Here is a 20,130-nt window from a genome sequence, read left to right as displayed (position 1 = left end):
GCTCACGTGTCGACTTGCCTGATGTGGTTGATGGCGTCGGTCAAGAGGGGTCCGGTGACGGCAAGGGCCTCGGGTGAGGTCATCCGCCAGTGCGTGGCCGGCACCGCGTGGTTGTGGACCACGCCCGTGACTGCGTTGTCCCACCCCTGGGCTGCCCGCTCTCCGGTGATGTCGTCCGCAGCGGCGGTGAAGAACACGATGTCACCGTCGAAGTGTGCAGGCCGATACTCGGACATCAACCTGGAGTTCCGCTCCGCTGTCGACAGGAGCCTCCCCACCACCTCTCCGACTCGTTCCACGGAAGACCCAGTCAATTCGGCCAAGGCGACAGTGACACCGTCGAGACCGCGACCGGATTCGGTCTTCGCGGCGGCCTCCTCGATGCCGAAACCGCCCAGCAACTCGCTCATCGAGATGACGTCGACCGGCCCGTCCAGCACGTCAGATCCGACGAAGCTGTCCATCATGGCCAACAATTCCACCTGCTCGCCCGCTGCCTGAAGCTGCACTGCCATCGCGTGGGCGATGACACCGCCGAGCGACCAGCCGAGCAGCCGGTACGGGCCGGTGGGGCTGACGCGACGGATCTCGCGGACGTAGCGAACGGCCAGTTCCTCGAGCGACTCGGGACGATAGCTCTCCTCGAGAATCGACGGAGTCTGCACGCCGTAGAGAGGGAGATCGGTATCGAGGTGTTTGGTCAAACCGGAATAGCACCAAGATAATCCGCCAATGGGATGGATGCAGAACAGTGGCGGCCCCGCGCCCGCGCGGATGGGCAGCAGCGGACCGAGGCCCTCCTCGGCTGTGCCCGCGACACCGCGCTCGATGCGGCGGGCCAGGGCTTCCGTCGTCGAATCCGAGAACAGCCACTGCAGCGGCACAGCCGACTTCAGCTCGCTTCTCACCCGGTACATGACCTGCGCTGCGACGAGTGAGTTGCCACCGAGGGCGAAGAAGTCGTCGTCCAGACCCACCCGCTCCAGGCCGAGAACCTCGGCGAACACACGCGCCACCGTCTCCTCGACCGGGTTGGTCGGCGCCCGGAACTCACGAGTGACCAACAACGGATCGGGCAACGCCCGCCGATCCAACTTCCCGGACGGGCTCACCGGCAACACATCGAGCACCATCAGCACATCCGGAACCATGTACCGCGGCAGCGTCCCACCGAGCACCTCCCGCACCGACTCGATTTCGACCGCGCATCCGCCCTCGGGCACCACATACCCCACCAATTGCTGACCGAACCCCGCCTCGTGCACCACCACCACGGCCCGCGCGATCGACTCCTGCGCCGCCAACACCGACTCGATCTCCCCCAACTCGATCCGCAGACCCCGCACCTTCACCTGAAAATCCATGCGCCCCAAAAACTCCAGATCACCGTTCGAGTTCCACCGGACACGATCACCGGTGCGATACAACCGCGAACCCACACCCCCGAACGGATCAGCCACGAACCGCTCCGCCGTCAGATCGACGCGGCCCTGATACCCACGCGCCAACTGCACACCACCGAGATACAACTCACCCGCCACCCCCACCGGCACCGGACGCAACCACCCATCCAGGACGAAGGCCTGCGTGTTCCACACCGGCCCGCCGATCGGAACAGTCAGCAACTCACCCCCACCACACCGATACGACGCCGCAGTCACCGCACACTCGGTCGGACCGTACTTGTTGTCCAACCGCGCCGCCGACCTCGTCCCCCACCGCGTAGCCAAGTCCACCGGCAACTCCTCACCGCCCGCGAACACACACCGCAACGAATCCGGTATCCGCACCCCCGGATCCGTCAACAACGCCGCCAACATCGACGGCACGAATGCCGCGACCGTCACACCAGCGTCCGCGATCAACGACAGCACATACTCCGGATCTCGATGCCCCTCCGGAGCCGCGATGACCATCCGTGCCCCCACACTCAACGGAACGAACAACTCCCACAACGACACGTCGAACGTCACAGGAGCTTTGTGCAACACCACATCCGAATCATCGAACCCGTACGCCGAAACCAACCACGACAGCTGATTGACAATCGCGCGATGGCTGACCGCCACCCCCTTCGGCCGCCCCGTCGACCCCGACGTGAAAATCACATACGCGGTGTTCTCCGGCCGCACCGCCGCCACCAACTCCGCATCGGTCACCGACGACGAATCGAATCCCGCCACATCCAGCACATCGACCTCGATAGCCTCCACCGACACCGGCAACGCCCCACCGTCCCGCGACGTGGTCAGCACCACCACCGGCTCCGCGGTCGCGAGCACATACTCGGTGCGCTCCGCAGGATGCTCCGGATCCAGCGGCACATACCCCGCCCCGGCCGTCAGCACCGCATAGATGCTCACCACCATCTCGACCGAACGACCCATCCCCACCCCCACCAACGACTCCGGACCCACACCCCGCGAGATCAGGAACCGCGCCAACCGGTTCACCCGAGCAGCGAACTCCCCATACGAGACCGACTCACCCTCGTACACCACCGCCACCGCATCCGGCGCCCGCGCCACCTGCGCCTCGAAACCATCGAGCAACAACTCCCCCGACACCTCACGCCGGGTGTCGTTCCACTCCACCAGCAACCGATGCCACTCGTCATCATCGACGACCGAGACATCCCCCACCCGCACCGCCGGATCCTCCACCACCGCCCCCAGCACCCGCACGAACCGCTCCACGATCCGTTCCGCCGTCACCGCATCGAAGATGTCCGCCGCATACGACAACGTGCCCACATACCCGCCGTCACCGCCGGCCGGCTCACCGAGGGTCATCGACAAATCGAACTGCGCCACCGCCCACTCGACCTCGAGCGGTGACACCGTCAACCCCGGCAGCTCCACCACCGACTGCGTGTAGTTCTGGAACGCCAACATCACCTGAAACAACGGAGAAAACGACTGCGACCGCACCGGGTTCAGCGTCTCCACCAACCGCTCGAACGGCACATCGGCCCGCCCGAACGCCTCCAGATCCGCATCCCGCACCCGAACCAGCAACTCCGCGAACGACCGACTCGGCTCACAATCGGCCCGCAGCACCAACGTATTGACAAACATGCCCACCAGATCGTCCAACGCCGCCTCACCCCGCCCCGCCACCGGCGACCCGATCACAATGTCCGAGGTCCCACTCAGCCGCGCCAGCAACACCGAAAACGCCGCCTGCACCACCATGAACGGCGTCGCCCCCCGCTCGCGAGCCAGCGCCCGCAGGCCCTGCACCATCCCGGCCGGCACAGAAAACCCGACGCTGGCCCCCACACCCGACCGCACCGCCGGACGCGGCCGATCCGACGGCAACGCCAGCACATCCGGCACCCCGGCCAACGCCCCCGCCCAGTACGCGAGCTGCTCCGCCATCACCGACGACGAATCCTCCTCCGAACCGAGAACCTCCCGCTGCCACAACGCGTAATCCGCATACTGCACCGGCAGCGGCGCCCAACCCGGTTCGTGTCCCGCGTGCCGGGAGGAGTAGGCGTGCACCAGATCGCGTGCGAGTACCTGGATCGACCAGCCATCGATGCTGATGTGGTGCACCACCATCACCAACACGTGCTCGTGCAGGTCCTCCCGCGGCAGCAAGCTCAACGCGATCGGGATCTGCGTAGTCACGTCGAAACCGCGGGCTAAGGCCGCCCGGATTCGGTCCTCGAGATCGGCGTCCGACACCGACGCGAGCGACACGTCGATCAGGTCGCTGCCGACCGTTACGTCGATCGCCGGCAGGATCACCTGGTGCGGACCGTCGGCGGAGTCGGGGTACATGGTGCGCAGCGATTCGTGCCGCTCGAGGATGTCCGCAGCGGCCTGGCGGAGTGCGTCGAGGTCGAGCGAGCCGGACAGCCGGAGCGCCGCCGCCACGTTGTACGCACTCGACGTGGGGTCGAACCGGTTGAAGAACCACATCCGGGATTGAGCGGGCGACAGGGGAATCCGGTCCGGCCTCGAGCGGGACAGCAGTTCCGGGCGCGGTCCCGCGCCAACATGCGCACGATCGGCCAGTGCGGCGAGAGCTCCGATGGTGGGGTTCTCGAACAGAGTCCGAACACTCACCCCGGTGCCCAACTCGGCGTTGATCCGGGCGATCACCCGGGTGGCGACGAGGGAATTGCCGCCGAGGTCGAAGAAGCTGTCCGACATCCCGATCCGGTCGATGCCGAGTACGTCCGCGAGAATCTCCGCGAGGACGTATTCGGTCGGGGTGCCGGGCGGGACGAACTGCGCCGAACTCGCGAACTCCGGGACCGGCAGTGCCTTGCGGTCGAGTTTGCCGTTCGCGGTCAAGGGCAGTTGCGCGAGCACGACCAGCGCCGACGGCACCATGTATCGGGGAAGCGTGGCGGCCGCGAAATCGAGGACGGCCCGCTCGGCCGGGGACCTCCCGGGCGCAGGCACCACGTATCCGGCGAGGTAGTCGCCGGTGGACCCGTCGTTGCGGACCAGTGCCACCGCCTGTGCAACATCGCCGTGCCGGAGCAGCGCCGCCTCGATATCACCGAGTTCGATGCGCTGGCCGCGAAGCTTGACTTGGAAGTCCGTGCGACCCAGGTATTCGAGCTGCCCGGTCGGCAGCCACCGAACCAGGTCACCGGTGCGGTACAGCCGACTACGGTCTCGCACATTTCCCGCCGCCACGAAGGGGTTCGCGACGAACCTGTCCGCCGTCAGATCGGACCGGCCCTGGTATCCGCGGGCGAGCTGCACGCCGCCGAGATACAACTCCCCCGCCACGCCCACCGGAACCGGTTGCAGGCGTCCGTCGAGCACATAGGTCTGGGTGTTCCAGATCGGCGCTCCGATCGGCACGGTGGTCTCGTCCGGCCCGGTCTCGTAGTAGGTCACGTCGACCGATGCCTCGGTGGGACCGTACAGGTTGTGCAGCTCGGCCTCGCTCGCGCGGTGCAGCGCCGCCGCCGTCATAGGCGGCAGCGCCTCACCACTGGTGAACACCCGACGCAATGAACTGCACCCGTCGACATGCGCCCCGGCGAGGAATACGGCGAGCATCGACGGCACGAAATGCACGGTGGTCACAGATTCTGCGCGGATCACCCGCTCGAGATAGGCGGGGTCACGGTGCTCGTCCGGCTCGGCGATCACCAGTCGCGCGCCGGTCTGCAACGGCCAGAACAACTCCCACACCGACACGTCGAATGTCACGGGGGTTTTGTGGAGAATCACGTCGTCGTCGCTCAGCGGGTATCGATGCTGCATCCACAGCAGCCGGTTGACGATGCCCTCGTGCGGCACTGCCACACCCTTGGGTCTGCCTGTGGAGCCGGAGGTGAAAATGACATACGCAGGGTTTCGGGTATGCAACGGCCCCAACCGGTCCCGGTCCCGGACGGGGTCATCGGACAGCGCCGATACATCGAGGGTGTCGAGGTCGACGGCCGGAACCTCGGCGGGTAGCGCGACGCGATCGGCGGTCATGGTGAGAACGACGATTGGACCGGCGGTTGCCACGACGTACGCGATCCGCTCGGCCGGCTGGTCCGGGTCTATCGGGACGTACGCGCCGCCGGCCTTGATCACGGCGTAGATTCCCACCAGCAGATCCACCGAGCGTCGCACCGCTACACCCACGAGCGATTCGGGGCCCACACCGCCGCTGATCAGGAACCGCGCCAGCTGATTCGCGCGGGCGTCGAACTCTGCGTACGTCATCACCGTCCCCTCGAACACGACGGCTGGGGCGTTCGGCGTGTGCGCCACCTGCGCGTCGAACAGCTCGGCGAGGGTGAGGCGCGGCACCTGGTGTTCCGTTGCATTCCAGGTGTCGACCACCAGCTCCCGTTCCGTCGGAACGAACAGGTCGACGTCGCCGACCGGGGTGCCTGCATTGCGCGCGATGGTCTCGAGAATCCCGATCACACGCGCCGCGAGTGTCGTGACGGTAGCGCGATCGAAAATTCCGTGCTGGTAACGCAGGCTCAGCCGCAGTCGAGGTTCGAGGATCGACAGCAGGGTGATCGGATAGTGCGTGGCGTCACGCGCATCGAGAGCGGTCACTCGCATCCCCGCGATGTCGGTGTGCTCGTCGAATCCGGACTTGTCGACGGGGTACGACTCGAACACCGACAACGTGTCGAACAGGTTGCCCAGACCCATGCGTGCCTGGATGTCACCGAGCCCGAGGTAATGGTGATCGAGCAGGGAAACTTGCTCACCCTGGAGGCGGGTGAGCAGCTGCGCACACGTCTCGTCCGGGTCGATCCGCACTCGCACGGGCACGGTGTTGATGAAAAGTCCCAGCATGCTCTCGACACCGGACAGCTGCGGCGGCCGACCCGACACGGTGGCACCGAACACCACGTCGCGACGGGAGAGCAACCGGGACAGCAGCATTCCCCACGCCGCCTGGACGACGGTGTTCATGGTGACTCCATGGCGCGCCACCACCGTGTCGAGCGCATCGATCAGGGCCGCGGGCAGCGCGATGTCAACCTCAGCCGGCACGCCGAACTGTTCCGAGGACGCCTGCGGCGCAAGCAGTGTCGGCTCTTCGAGCCCCTCCAGCGCACGTTCCCAGGCGCGGAAGGACGCATCGCGGTCGCGTGTCGCCACCCATTCCAAGTACGTGCTGTACGGCCGCGGCTCCGGGAGGGCGGGAGCGTCGTCCGCGGCATAGCGAACCAGCAGCTCGCGCACCAGCAGTGGCATCGACCATCCGTCGAGGATGATGTGATGGTTCGTCAGTGCCAGCACGTACTGTCCTGGTGCGGTGCGGATCAACAGCAGTCGCAGCAACGGGGGACGGGTGAGGTCGAATCGGGCGACACGGTCCTCGTCGAGGAGACGCTCGAGTTCCTCTCCGGCGGCCGTCCCGTACCCGGTCAGATCCACCTCACGCCACGGCACGTCCACGGTGTCGACAACCAACTGCGCCGGGATACCGTGGTCGTCGTACTCGAACGCGGCACGCAGAGTGGCGTGGTGTGCGAGCACGCCTGCGGCGGCACGGCGCAACCGCGCGGAGTCGACCGCGCCCTCGAGTTCGATGCGCAGTTGCGCGGTGTAGATGTCCAGCGAATCGGCGGCCAGCGTCGAGTGGAACAGCAGACCGGACTGCAACGGGGACAGCGACCAGATCTCTCGTAGCCCCGGGTACAAGCGCTCCCAATGCTCGATCCGACTCTGGCTCACCGTGACCAGCTGGCAATCGGACGGTGTCAGACCACCCGCGACGGACTGAACCGTGTGCGCGGCAAGACCATCGAGGGCGCTTCGCCACAGATCCGCGAGGGCGGCGACGTCGGAGTCGCGGATCACCCCGGTCGGATACGCGAACGATGCCGTCAACCGGGGTCCCTCGGGGCTGTCGACCACCATCGCGTTGATGTCGATCACCGCAGCCACGGCCATGCCGGATCCGCTCGCTCTGATCAGGTCCGGTGCCTCGGGGTCCGGCAGCCAGCCGAGATCCTGCAAGTCGCCGAGGTGTTGCACGCCCATGCGGCCCAGGTAGTTGAAACTGATCTGCGGCTCCGGAAGACCCCCGAGAATCGACCTCGCGCTCTCGTCGAGATGCCGAAGCAATCCAAATCCGACGCCACGGGCAGGCACCGCGACGAGCTGTTCCTTGACGGCCTTGATCACGACACCGGCAGCATGTCCACCCTCGAACGCCCCGCCGAGTTCGACGGCCGGCAGTTCGAGCCGGACCGGGAAGGCGCTGGTGAACCAACCGACGGTACGTGCAAGATCCGCGCCGGCCACCGCCTCCTCCTCGCGCCCATGACCTTCCAACGTCAGTAACACCGAACGCTCGTCGATCCCGTGCGAGTGTCGCCACTGCACGACCGCCATCGCCAGCGCCGACAGGAGTCCGTCGTTGACGCCGCAGCCGAACACATCGGGAAGTCGAGCGAGCACCGCATCGGTCACTGCGGGACTCACATCGATATGTACCCGCTCGGTCGTGCGCATCGTGTCGATCGCGGGCGCGATCGGTCGTGTGCCGATCTGTGGGTCAGGACCGCTGAGAACCTCTCGCCAGTAGGGTAATTCGTCTGTGTGCACTCCTCGATCTGCCGCGTCCTGCAGCCCATACGCCCAGCGGCGGAACGACGTGCCCACCGGGGCCAGCGTCGGTGTCTGCCCCGCGCCCAGCTGCAGCCACGCCGTCGCGAGGTCCGGCAACAGCACACGCCACGACACACCGTCCACCACCAGGTGATGCGCGATAACCAGCAGTCGGCCTGGTGCGCCCGCAGATTCGGAGACACACCACACCAGCTGGAGCATGATCCCGTTTTCCGGGTCCAGGCGGGCCGCAGCCGCCGCACACTCGGCGCTCACCACGTCGGTGAACGTGCGGCTGCCGGGTGCCGCCGCCGTGACGATCCTCGAAATCCGATCGCCGGCCGGAACGCTACCGGCAGCCGTCGTTTCGAACGCCCAGGTACCGTCGTCGTCGGGGACGAACTTCGAACGCAGGGCATCATGGTGATCGAGCACCGCCGCGAGCGTCGCACTCAACCGATCCGGATCGACATCAGACGGCAAGGTCAGCAGCAGCGCCTGGAAGAAGTCGGCGAAGGGGCCCCGCTCGAGCATCGAGTACATGATCGGCGTCGGTGGGATACGCCCGACGCCGCCGCCCTCGAGCTCCTCGAGGACGACCGCCGATTCTGCCTCCACCGGCACCGCCACCGCGGCGATTCCGGCTATCGTCTTGTGCTCGAATACGGCCCGCGCACTGAAGCTGAGACCGAACGCCCTGGCTCGGGCGGCGATCTGCATCGCGACGATGCTGTCGCCGCCGAGCGCGAAGAGACTGTCGTCCACACTGACCCGGTCGAGGCCGAGTGCCTCGGCGACGAGACCCGAGAGCTGCTCCTCCGCCGGTGTCGAGGCGGCGCGGAACTCGTGTTCAGTTGATCCGAAGTGTGGTTGCGGCAGTGCACTGCGGTCGAGTTTGCCGGCCGCCGTCACCGGCACGTGTTCGAGCCGCATTACCGCCGACGGGATCATGTGGGACGGCACGATTTCGGCGACGCCCTCGACAATCGCGACCGGATCGAATTCACGACCGGTGTCGAGGCGCACGTACGAGACCAGCGCCGTCGTGCCACCCGCCGTCCGATGAACCACCGTCGCCGCGAAGTTGACGCCGTCCTGGGCGAGCAGTGCCGAGTCGATCTCGCCGAGTTCGATGCGGAAGCCACGGATCTTGACCTGGGTGTCGGACCGGCCGATGAACTCGAGCGTGTAGTGCCCCGCCTCGGTTCCCTGAGACGACCGCACCCAGCGCACCTCGTCACCGGTGCGGTAGAGCCGAGACCCCGGCTCACCGAAGGGGTTGGCCACGAATCGGTTCGCCGTCAGCCCGTGCCGATGGTGATAGCCGCGTGCGATTCCGGGGCCGGCGAGGTAGAGCTCACCCACCACCCCGGCGGGCACCGCGCGGAGCTTGCGGTCGAGCACCACGACGCTCGTACCCTGGATCGGGCGGCCGATGGTAATCGGTTCGCCCGGCGTCAGCGGCTCACCTGCGGTGATGATGATGGTCGTCTCGGTCGGCCCGTAACTGTTGGTGAAGCGGCACACCTGGCCGAACCGCTCCACGAGGTCGGGGGTGCACACGTCCCCGCCGACCACCACCGCCTCGAGATGTTCGAGCCCACGCGGGTCGACTGTGTTCATCACCGTGGGAGCCGTGATGATGTGGGTCACCTGCTGTTCGCTCAGCAGGTCGACGAGGTCGCTGCCACCGTGCACCTCGGGCGGGGCGACGACCATCGTGGCGCCGGCGCTGAAGGCCTGGATCATCTCGAATACCGAGGCGTCGAAGCTGGCCGACGAGAACCGCAGCATCCGCGATTCGTCGTGAACGCCGAGTTCCGGGCGGGCGCCGGCAGCGAAGTTCGACAGACCGGTGTGGGTGACGACGACGCCTTTCGGAAGCCCGGTCGATCCCGATGTGTAGATCATGTACGCGGGGTGGTGGGCCGACAGCGGGGCGCGGCGATCCGCGTCGCCGATCGCGGCCCTCCGCTGTCGGTCACAGCGTGCGCGCACCTCGTCGTCGTCGAGGACGAGCCAGTGAATTCCGTCGGGCAGCGTTGCACGCAGTTCGTGCAGTGTGAGCCCCACCAGTGCCCCCGAATCGGACAGCATGTGCGCGACTCGCTCGGGTGGGAGCTTCGGATCGACAGGCACGAAGGCGGCCCCGGTCTTGGCGACCGCCCAGAACGCGACGAGTGACTCCGCCGACCTGGGGAGACTCAGCGCGACGAAGGTTTCCGGTCCGGCCCCCGATTCGATCAGTAGTCGGGCCAGTTGATTGGATTGCTGGTCGAGCTCGCGGTACGTGACCTCCCGTCCCGCCGCCCGAATCGCGACTGCGCCCGGTGCGGCGGCAACGCCGTCGGCCAGCAAGTCGGGGAGGAGCCGCTCCGGCTCTGCCTGCGGACCGCGACATGGCACGAGACCTGCGCGTTCGTCGGCGTGCAGCACGTCGAGAGCGGCGATGCGGTCGGTGGCCGCTGACGCGAAGGCGGCGAAGAATTCGAGGAACCGGACATGGTGACCGCGCAGCTCCTGTTCGGTGTACAAATTCGGGTTGGCCTCGAAGTCGACCTGCGCCACGTCGCCTGCGACGCCGGGATAGATGTTCACTGCGAGGTCCTCCACCGGACCGGTGGTCAGCACGTGGAGCCGGCCGATCGACGGACCGAGCCGAATCTCGTCGTGGAACATCATGATGTTGATCGACGGCCCGAAAAACCCCCGGCGACCACCCAGGACGCCCGCGTCCCGCCGTATGTCCTCGTGCCGGTACCTCTGGTGACGTAGTGCTCCGGTCAACTCCCGTTGCGTCCGTCTCATCAAGTCGACGGAGGTCGTTTCGTCCCCGACCGAGAGTCGGATCGGAAGGACGTTGGCGATCATGCCGCCCGAGCGGCGCAGCCGGGCGGTGGTGCGTGCCGAGACCGGCAGGCTCAACACCACGTCGTCCTGGCCGGTCAGGCGGGCCAAGAATGCAGCGACGGCAGCCACCGCGGCTGTCGCGAACGTCGCCCCGGGTTCCCGGTCGGTCAGACTCTGCAGTGCGGCTGTCGTGGCGGCGGGCAGCGGTGCGCTGCTCACCAGCGACTGCGCGCCGATCTCGGCCGCTCGCCCGGCGAGGCTGATCGTCGGTGGAAGATTGTGGCTGCGTTCGGCCCAGTACTTGCGGTCCGTCTCGAACCGGCTCGAGGTGCGGTAGCGCGCCTCTTCTTCGACGACCTCCCGCAGTCCACTGGCGGTGAATTCGGCCGGCGCGCGACCCTCGACCGCCGCGGTGTACAGCTCCGCGGCACGGTTCATGAACGTCATGGCGCCGAAGCCGTCGAGGGCGATGTGGTGAATTCGCGAGTACCAGAAGTAGCAGTCGTCGGCGACGCGCAACATTGCCGAACGGATCAGCCGATCATGGAGGAGATCAATCGGGTTGCTGCATTCGGCGCGCATCCACGCGAGAGCCGCAGCCCGGGGATCAGGGTCGGAACGGAAGTCGAGATGTGTCATCTCGAAGCCGAGCGACTCGTCGACCGTCTGGAGCGGCTCACCGTCCCACTCGACGATTCGGAGCAGTCCGGTACCGAGTTCCCGGAGTGCGGCGGGTCCGATCCGTGCGAGCAGGCCGATGTCGAGATCAGCGATACCGACCTCTACGTACTGAGCAATGACGATCGGAACGTCGCCCAGCAGGTGCTGGGCGAACCACATTCCACGCTGAGCGGCGGAGAGTGGGAACATCTCGGATGGCCATACAGCCTTTGCCATCACCGTGTCCGAAAGGACCGAAGTCGTATCGAAATCGTCCAGCGATGACACCCTCGGCCCTCGGCAATCCATGTATCGACACTGAAGCGCGCCAAGGGGAACACCCGTTTCACTCAGCTGCGGTTATCGACTCCTCTTTCCGACGCTACTCGCGGCCCAGCCGTCGACGCGATACCTCACTCCGTTGATACCGCGCGGTCTCTAAATCTCGGCGATCAGGGAAGAGCACAACAAATGGTTTGTTTTGTGCATCACGCCGTTTGGATTCCGGGTGGACGGTCAGCCGTTGGGCGGTCGCCACAGTTCGAGTCGCGGAATGTCCGGTGGCTCGAATCCCAGTACCTGTCCGTAGAAGGACAATTCGGCGTTGCGGGAGCTGATCAGGGTGGCGAGCTTCCGGAATCCGTGCGACTCCCCCTCGTACTCGAGGTATGCGTGCGGGATGCCCTTCTCCACGAGCGCATCCCGGAACCGTTCCGCCTGCGACGGCGGCACGATCGGATCGTCGAGCCCCTGCAGGAGCAGAACCGGGCAGTTCAGTCCGGCAACGTTGTTCAGCGGGGCACGCTCGGCGTAGAGGTCGGCCGCCTCGGGCAGCGGGCCGATCAGGCCGTCGATGTACCGGGACTCGAAATCGTGCGTCTCCTTCACGAACCCGTCGAGTTCGGCCACCCCGAAGTAGGACGCACCGCACGCGAACACGTCCGACGTGGTCAGCGCCGCGAGCACGGTCCACCCGCCGGCGGATCCGCCCTCGATCGCGAGCCGGCCGGGGTCCGCCATGCCCGCGTCGGCGAGGCCGGTCACCGCCGTCACCACGTCCTCGACGTCGACGACCCCCCACTGTCCCCGCAACCGGTTGCGGTACTCGCGCCCGTACCCCGTGGAACCGCCGTAGTTCACGTCGACGACGCCGATGCCGCGGCTGGTGAAGAACGCGAACACCGGATTCAGCGAAGGCGCGACCCGCGACGTCGGTCCGCCGTGCACGAACGCCACATACGGCGGCAACTCCCCGTCCTCGCCCCGGTACCGCGGGTGACGCGGCGGGTAGGCGATCACGTGGACTTCGCGTTCGGAGCCCTGGAACGTCAGCTGCCGGGCCTCGGGGAGATATGCCGCCTCGGGAAGTTCGGTGACCGACAGCCGGACCGTGCGGAGTGCGCCGGTGTCGAGGTCGAGTTCGCGCAGGCCCGACGGGGTCTGGGCGCCGCCGGTGAGCAGCAGGATCCGGTTGCCGTTGCGGTCCCCGAGGCCGACGCTGGTGAGCCCGTCCAGCGGGATGTCGACGAGCGAACCGGTCGCGGGATCGAGGACGGCGAGGGTGTCGGTTCCGAACGTCCGCACGGTCAGGAGCGTGCCGTCGTCGCGGCGGGTGTGCCAGCGGCCGCCGAGCATCCACAGCGCGCCGCCGAAGTCGGCGTCCATCGGGCACAACGCGACCGGGTCGGGATCGTCGATGCCGACGCGGTAGAGATTCCACCAGCCGCTGCGATCGCTGATCGTGTACAGCTCGGTGGGCCCGACCCATTCCGGTTGCAGCACCGATTCCTCGGGACCGCCGAGAAGTGTCCGCACCTTCCCGGTCACGCGGCCGCCCTCGACCGCCACGACCCTGAGCTCGGTGCCGTCCCACGGCATCTGCGGGTGATCCCATGCGATCCAGGCGAGGTGCCTGCGATCCGGGGACAGCCGCGGATTGGCCAGGAAATCGGAGCCGGCGACGACGGACCGCACCCGGTGTGGATCGTTCGCCGCCGACCCGTCCAGCGGAATCACGCAGATGTCGCGGGAGACGCCGCCGTCCGCGTCGTGCATCTCGCGGACGGCCCACACCTCGCCGTCGACCACCGACAGGTCGCCGTACCGCAGCGAGCACGGCTGCGGCGGTTCCGGTGTCAGCGGCACCGGGGTCCCGCCTTCGAGCAGGTACAGACGCTGATCGCTGAACTCGGCGAACACCAGGCGGCCGGCGTCGGTGACGGTCCAGGCGCCGCCGCCGTACTCGTGAACCCGGGTGCGGGCGTTCCACGGCGCGGGCAGGACGTCTTCCGGTTCGTCGTCCAGACCGAGGCGCCGCACCGCGACCCGCCCGCCTTCGCTGGGTCGCAGTTCCGACCACCACACGTCGTCGCCCACGTACCGGCCGCCCTCGACGGGGTGGCCGCTGGAGGCGAGATCCGCCGCCGCGATCGGAGAGGGCCAGGAACCGTAAGGCGCAGAGGTCATCCGCCGAGGATATTCCGCCGTCCCCTACTCCGCAGGCAGCCACGCGCCGTGCAGGCCCGCCGGAACCCGGATCGGCAGCCGCACCTTCCCGATCGGCCCCGCCCCGGGGTCGTCGGCGGGCAGCACGAAGAACCAGGACGACATGTCGCGCCGGTCGGTGCCGATCATTCCCCAGTACTCGTGCTCGGCGCCGGGCATGAAGATCGGCTCACCCACCGACACGCTCCCCGGATCCCAGTGCGCCTCGGTGCCGCGGGCCGTGTCGAAGAACCACAGCGAATCCTGCCGTCCCTGGCTGCGGTCGAGTTTGCCGACGGTCGCCACCGCCCGGTGCCCTCGGGTGAGCTCGCGGTCGTCGACCCGCGGGAACTCGACGTCGCGGTCGCACACCACCTCTCGCGTCACCCGCCCGCTGTCGGGGTCGACGACGGCGCGAACCAGGGAGCCGAGCGACGGCGACGGGGCCTTCGCGAACCCACCGGGATACGTCCACTCCACGTAGTCGACGCTCACCCTCCCGTCGGGCAGATCGAAGGCGTTCGCGAAATGCCACACCCAGTACGCGTCGTGCATCGACCACCGCACCGGACCGCCGTCGCGGGGCACGAGCGCGATCCTCGTCCCGTCCTCCGGCCGCCAGTCGAGCACGGACCCGCCGGTCAGCACGGCGGCGATGTCGAAGACCAGCGGGCACAGCATCAGAACGATGTAGCGCTCGGTGAGCGCCATGTCGTGGATCATCAGCGGGGTGTCCGCACCCTCGACCACGGTCGGTGTCCGCGCGACCGAGCCGTCGGGGTTGACCACCGACCACGTCAGGTACGGGGCCTCGAGCATGTAGTTGAACAGCACCATCTGTCCGGTGACCGGGTCGATCTTGGGGTGCGCGGTACTCCCCACACCCATGGCGCCGTCACAGTTCTCCCGCCCCAGTGTGCTCAGGTCGGCGGGGTCGAGGCGGAACGGCAGCGTGGTCTCGGCCATCGCGAGCAGCCGTCCGCCGTGCCGGACGATGTTGATGTCGGGCAGCTCGCGCGACATGCCCGCGAGTTCGGGCCCCACCTCGTCCTCCGTCGGTGTGTAGAGGTCGGTGACCCCGGGCCAGATGACGTGCCCGGCCTTCTCCTCCGCCTGCACCATCGGGGTTCGGACGAAGCGGTTGGTGTACCGGGCCGTGCCGTCGGCCAGTTCGATTCGGTGGACCATGCCGTCGCCGTCGAACGGGTAGACGTACGTGCCGATCGGGTCGAACCGCGGGTTGGGACCGTTGCGCAGATAGGCGCCGTGCAGATCGGCGGGCAGCTCGCCGATCACCTCGAGACCCCGGACGTCCACCTCCTCCCGTTGCGGCGCGAACACCCCGACAAGATGGCTGTGGTGCGCGATGTCGACAGGTCCGGGACGACGGGATACCGGTGCTGACATGTACGTCATTCCCTCCGGGCGCGGTGAACACGAGACGGATCCGACCCGCTTTCGAGGGTACGGCGGCCACCTGCGCGGGCGGGGTGTTTCGACGACGCGCCGACGGTCCTGTACCCACCAGTAGAAATCCGGTTGCCCGGGAGTGGGAGAATGACGCTCGTGAGCAACCCAGACCACGGCCATCACCGCAAGCCGCACCGCAAGCTGGAGCAGTCCACCAAGCTTCAGAACGTGCTCTACGAGATTCGTGGACCGGTACATGCCCACGCCGCCCGGCTGGAGGCGGAAGGCCACCGGATCCTCAAGCTCAACATCGGCAACCCCGCGCCGTTCGGTTTCGACGCGCCGGACGTGATCATGCGCGACATGATCGCCGCGCTCCCGTACGCGCAGGGGTATTCCGAGTCCAAGGGCATCCTGTCGGCGCGGCGCGCGATCGTCACCCGCTACGAGCTGGTCGCCGGGTTCCCCGAACTCGACGTCGACGACATCTACCTGGGCAACGGTGTGTCCGAGCTCATCACGATGACGATGCAGGCGCTCCTCGACAACGGCGACGAGGTGCTGATCCCGGCACCGGACTACCCGCTGTGGACGGCGATGACGAGCCTCGCCGGCGGCACCCCGGTGCACTACCTGTGCGACGAGGGCAACGACTGGAACCCCGACATCGCGGACATCGAGTCGAAGATCACCGACAAGACCAAGGCGCTGCTCGTCATCAACCCGAACAATCCGACGGGTGCGGTGTACTCGATGGAGGTGCTGCAGCAGCTCGTCGACCTGGCGCGCAAGCATCAGCTGCTGCTTCTCGCGGACGAGATCTACGACAAGATCCTCTACGACGACGCCAAACACATCTCACTCGCCACGCTGGCCCCGGACCTGCTGTGCCTGACGTTCAACGGCCTGTCGAAGGCGTACCGCGTCGCCGGCTACCGGTCCGGTTGGGTGGCCATCACGGGCCCGAAGGAACACGCCGCGGGTTTCCTCGAGGGACTCGACCTGCTCGCATCGACGCGTCTGTGCCCGAACGTGCCCGGTCAACACGCCATCCAGGTGGCGCTCGGTGGGCACCAGAGCATCGAAGACCTGATCCTGCCGGGTGGGCGACTGCTCGAGCAGCGTGATGTGGCGTGGGAACGCCTCAACATGATTCCCGGTGTCTCCTGCGTGAAGCCGAAGGGCGCGCTGTACGCATTCCCCCGCCTCGACCCGAACGTGTACGAGATCTACGACGACGAGAAGCTGGTCCAGGACCTTCTGCTGCAGGAGAAGATCCTGATGGTGCAGGGCACCGGGTTCAACTGGCCGGACCACGACCATCTCCGCATCGTGACGTTGCCGTGGGCGCGTGATCTCGCTGTCGCCATCGAGCGGTTCGGAAATTTCCTCACCAGCTACAAGCAGTAGGATCGAGACACAGCAAGCGACACGCGCGTCGCTTGCGTGTCTCCTGGGGGAAAGCATGGTCACCAGCACCCGCGCGCGTTTCGGACAATTCGTCCACCGGCGACGGCGTTTGCTGAACCTCACACAGGACGAGGTCACGGCCGCGGGTGGCCCGTCCGACGCAGCTCAGACGCGCGCCGAGAACGGGACCGGCCCGGATCCGAGCATCGAGACCCTCCGCAAACTGGACGTCGCGCTCCGCTGGGCTCCGGGCAGCGCGGCTCGCACCCTCGACGGCGGTCATCCGACCCCGCTCGAGGCGCTCGACGGGGAGGACCGGTCGCCGGCCGCGCGCCCGCTGACGCTCGGGCCGTCGGAGATTCCGCTGGATCTGGACACGATCATCGAGATCCTGGGGCCGCACACCAAGATCACCAAGCTGAGCGCGGCGCATCCCGAGGTTCCGGGGCTGGCCGAGGCAGCGGGGGAACTGAGCCGGGTTGTCTCGAAGATCACCGGCGCGTACGTGACGCGGTTGCTGGAAGTCAACGGAGGACCCACCGGACCACGCCAACCCCTGGTGGAATTCGCGTTCGGTCACCTGCTGGAGGAACCGACCACGGTCACCGACCCGCGGGAACTCGAGGAAGCGCGGTATCGCCGCTTCCTCTACGGCCGGGGAGAGGATCTCGACGCGGCCACCCGGGAGCGCTTCTGGCGTCGATGGGAGGACGCGGTGAAACTCGTGGCCACCGAGGATCCCGAACGCAGCGGAGACGCGGAGGTGAGCGCATGAACGGCGTGCCACTGTCGGTGCGGGTCAACCGCCTCTTCTCGCTGGCCCACGACCTCGACGGTCCCGAACCGGGTGACGACACCGTCGCCGCGGGTGTGTCTCGGATACTCGGCCGTCCCGTCGAGCCGTCCGAGATCGAGTCCCTGCGCATAGACGATCATCACGCGCCCGAGCCCGACGTCCTGCGGGCGGTCGCGCAGCACTTCCATGCCCCCGAGCAGTACCTCGCCGCTGACGGCTACCACGACTACGACACGCTGGTCCGTTTCAAGATCGCGGTCCGCGAGGCCGGTGTCCGGCACCTGTCGATGCGATCGCTCGATGCGTCCGCGGAGCCGACCACTGCGGAGATGGAATCGCTGATTCCCCTTCTGGAGAATCTGCGGCGGAGTCACGGACCGCTGCCGGTCGCGGCGCCGGACCCTCGTCAGACCTGAGCGGGGACGCGCGCCGACGGGTCGGCGGGGCCGCCGAACTGAGGGAGGCGACGCGCCCACAGTTCGGCCGCCACGTGCTCGGCGTCCCGCCAGTGATCGGCCAGCCGGGCCAGCTCCCACGGTTCGCCGCCGACGTCGGTCGTGAACAGGTGGGCCGTCCCACCCGTGCCGTGCGCCCGGTGACCGGCCCTGCGGGCCAGGCATGCGAGGTGCAGCCGCGTAGCCGTGACCACGGGTGGTGCGGCGCCGGTGTGTCCACCGAGCTCGAACACCACGTGCCGGTCGAGGATCATGATCGCGTCGCGTATCTCGACGCTCATGCGGTCCAGGCGGCTACGGGCCGACAGTGCCCGACGATCCGCCGGTCGCAGTTCCAGGACCACTTCGGGCACAGCGCCGGTCAGGGTCCGCCACATCGGTTGCAGACGCCGGGCCACCTGCCGCGACCGCCGGCGGTGACCGAGCACCCGTACCACCGGTCCGACCGAGATGAGCGCGCCCGCCGACACGACGAGCAGGCGGATGAATGCCCCCGAGTCGCTGTGCGATTCGGTCAGGGCGTTGTCTTCGCTGACCGCGTTGACCACGCCGGTCGTCACGACGACCCCCATGTCGAACACCTCGAACAACGACAGGGCGATGACCGCGAGAAACACCCGGCGCTCGCGTCCCGGTGTCGCGCTGCGCACGGCCTTCAGCGAGATCCACAGGTTGAGCAGGGCGACGGACAGGATCGGAACCGCGTACGTGATGCAGTACGCCGCGAAGGGCCAGCCGCCCTCGTCGGCTATGGCGACGCCCCGCGATCGCGCCGGCGTGCTCAGGCCGATCAGGATTGCCCCCGCGACGGCACACATCGACAGCGAGACGACGTGGATCCGGGGAAGGCGCGCCGGGCCGAGTGCCCACGCGGAGAAGAGGCTGATCAGCGACGCCGCGGTGAGGATGATGCAGACGTTACTGAGGGTGTTCGCGAACCCGTACCCGAACCAGCGGTCGAGCCAGGTCTGTGCCAGTGATCGCTGCAGGACCAGGGAGAGGGATGCGAAGACGAGGGCGGCGTTCATCCGGCGTTCGGCGACCGTCGACCGGACGAGAGCCAGGCGCAGGAGAGTCGTTCCCCAGACGACGGCGAGGAGCGGCCAGCTCACATAGGTGGGCGGTTCGTACACGGCGTCAGAACGTTCCGAGCATCCGCGACACCCGTGCGTCACCGACGGTGTCGTCGCTCGTCCCCGCTCGACGACCCGCCATGATCAGGGTGGCGAGAAGTTCGGCCTCGTATTCCTGGTCGTTCGAGTAGTTGGACCGGCCGAGCATTCTGACCACGCGCGCCGTGTCGACCGACGGCGCGGCCGCCGACAACACCGTCGGGTCGACGGAGGTGTCCCCGATCGTGTTGCGGTCGTGGCCCAGCACCATGTGTGCCAGTTCGTGGCAGATGATGTGGGTGGCGTGCACGTCCGACGTCCCTGCTGCGTACAGGATCACGTCGTCCTCGGCCCTCGCGAGCCAGAGACCGGAATGACCGCCGTGGACCAGGGCGTGCGAGACCGGGACCAGGTGAATCGGGCGTCCACGACGGGCTGCGACGCCGGCGACGAGCTGATCCCTGTTCCAGGGCACGGGAATACCCATCTCCGCCACGATCCGGCGAAGATGGTTGCTGGATCGCGACTGCCGCGAGATTCGCACTGGAACACCTCCGAACGGCCATAATCGTAGGCCGTCGGGGTGCGAGGTCACGACATGTGGGCGATTTCACCTACCCGGTTGACGAATACCCCTACCGTGTCGGTAGATTGGCAACCGGCACCTCGAGTGCCTCGAGCACCTGTCGCCCCTCCCCCCCTGTGGGCGCCAGGTTGGTGGCGGGGTCAACCCCCCCTGTACCCCGCCACCCAGCTCGGCAAATCTCTCCACGCAGCGGCTCGTCGTCCGCGGAACACACCCCTCGTTCGGAGTTCCGGACACCCCTGCGTGGAGTTCGGCGTTCGCTGCAGATTAGCTGCTGCGTGCCACGTGCACCGTGCGTGCCATGCTTCGATATCTATTG

General features: G+C 67.4%; 8 protein-coding genes. 3 read left to right on the top strand and 5 right to left on the bottom strand.

The window, feature by feature from the left end:
- Positions 1–2: 2 nt before the first annotated feature.
- The 3 genes from PSR88_RS27770 to PSR88_RS27760 form a co-directional block, all read right to left on the bottom strand.
- Entirely contained in the window at positions 3–11,867 is an 11,865-nt protein-coding gene (locus PSR88_RS27770) for a non-ribosomal peptide synthetase (protein ID WP_157180172.1), read from the bottom strand.
- 207 nt (positions 11,868–12,074) lie between these two features.
- A complete protein-coding gene (locus tag PSR88_RS27765) occupies positions 12,075–14,024 on the bottom strand; it encodes a prolyl oligopeptidase family serine peptidase (protein WP_016883587.1) in 1,950 nt (649 codons plus the stop codon).
- A 24-nt stretch (positions 14,025–14,048) separates the two neighbouring features.
- Positions 14,049–15,449, bottom strand: a complete 1,401-nt coding sequence (locus PSR88_RS27760; RefSeq protein ID WP_029539532.1) for a carotenoid oxygenase family protein — start codon at positions 15,447–15,449, stop codon at positions 14,049–14,051.
- Between the two features lie 150 nt (positions 15,450–15,599).
- On the opposite strand from PSR88_RS27760, the gene PSR88_RS27755 reads away from it, so the two are divergent.
- The 3 genes from PSR88_RS27755 to PSR88_RS27745 are packed head-to-tail and all read left to right on the top strand — an operon-like array spanning position 15,600 to position 18,074.
- A complete protein-coding gene (locus PSR88_RS27755; protein ID WP_011597655.1) occupies positions 15,600–16,862 on the top strand; it encodes a pyridoxal phosphate-dependent aminotransferase in 1,263 nt (420 codons plus the stop codon).
- 55 nt (positions 16,863–16,917) lie between these two features.
- Positions 16,918–17,637: a helix-turn-helix domain-containing protein gene (locus tag PSR88_RS27750; RefSeq protein WP_016883589.1), complete on the top strand. Its 720-nt coding sequence runs from the start codon at positions 16,918–16,920 to the stop codon at positions 17,635–17,637.
- Positions 17,634–18,074, top strand: a complete 441-nt coding sequence (locus PSR88_RS27745) for a hypothetical protein (protein ID WP_016883590.1) — start codon at positions 17,634–17,636, stop codon at positions 18,072–18,074. The genes PSR88_RS27750 and PSR88_RS27745 overlap by 4 nt, the downstream gene beginning before the upstream one ends.
- Here PSR88_RS27745 and PSR88_RS27740 read toward each other — a convergent pair.
- Positions 18,065–19,246 (bottom strand): MAB_1171c family putative transporter, encoded by a 1,182-nt coding sequence (locus tag PSR88_RS27740; RefSeq protein WP_016883591.1) that lies wholly within the window; start codon positions 19,244–19,246, stop codon positions 18,065–18,067. The genes PSR88_RS27745 and PSR88_RS27740 overlap by 10 nt on opposite strands.
- Before the next feature lie 4 nt (positions 19,247–19,250).
- Positions 19,251–19,712, bottom strand: a complete 462-nt coding sequence (locus PSR88_RS27735; protein WP_237724140.1) for a hypothetical protein — start codon at positions 19,710–19,712, stop codon at positions 19,251–19,253.
- Positions 19,713–20,130 lie beyond the last annotated feature (418 nt).

It is taken from the genome of Rhodococcus sp. DK176 (genome assembly GCF_038447315.2).
Taxonomy (GTDB): domain Bacteria; phylum Actinomycetota; class Actinomycetes; order Mycobacteriales; family Mycobacteriaceae; genus Rhodococcus_F; species Rhodococcus_F jostii_A.
Note: the sequence above shows the minus strand (reverse complement) of the source record. Positions and strands in the feature narration are given on the sequence as shown.

Coding starts and splice junctions, on each gene's coding strand:
- PSR88_RS27765 (WP_016883587.1), bottom strand. CDS start 14,024: ATGACCTCTGCGCCTTACGGTTCCTGGCCCTCTCCGATCGCGGCGGCG.
- PSR88_RS27750 (WP_016883589.1), top strand. CDS start 16,918: ATGGTCACCAGCACCCGCGCGCGTTTCGGACAATTCGTCCACCGGCGA.
- PSR88_RS27755 (WP_011597655.1), top strand. CDS start 15,600: ATGACGCTCGTGAGCAACCCAGACCACGGCCATCACCGCAAGCCGCAC.
- PSR88_RS27745 (WP_016883590.1), top strand. CDS start 17,634: ATGAACGGCGTGCCACTGTCGGTGCGGGTCAACCGCCTCTTCTCGCTG.
- PSR88_RS27735 (WP_237724140.1), bottom strand. CDS start 19,712: ATGGGTATTCCCGTGCCCTGGAACAGGGATCAGCTCGTCGCCGGCGTC.
- PSR88_RS27760 (WP_029539532.1), bottom strand. CDS start 15,449: ATGTCAGCACCGGTATCCCGTCGTCCCGGACCTGTCGACATCGCGCAC.
- PSR88_RS27770 (WP_157180172.1), bottom strand. CDS start 11,867: ATGGATTGCCGAGGGCCGAGGGTGTCATCGCTGGACGATTTCGATACG.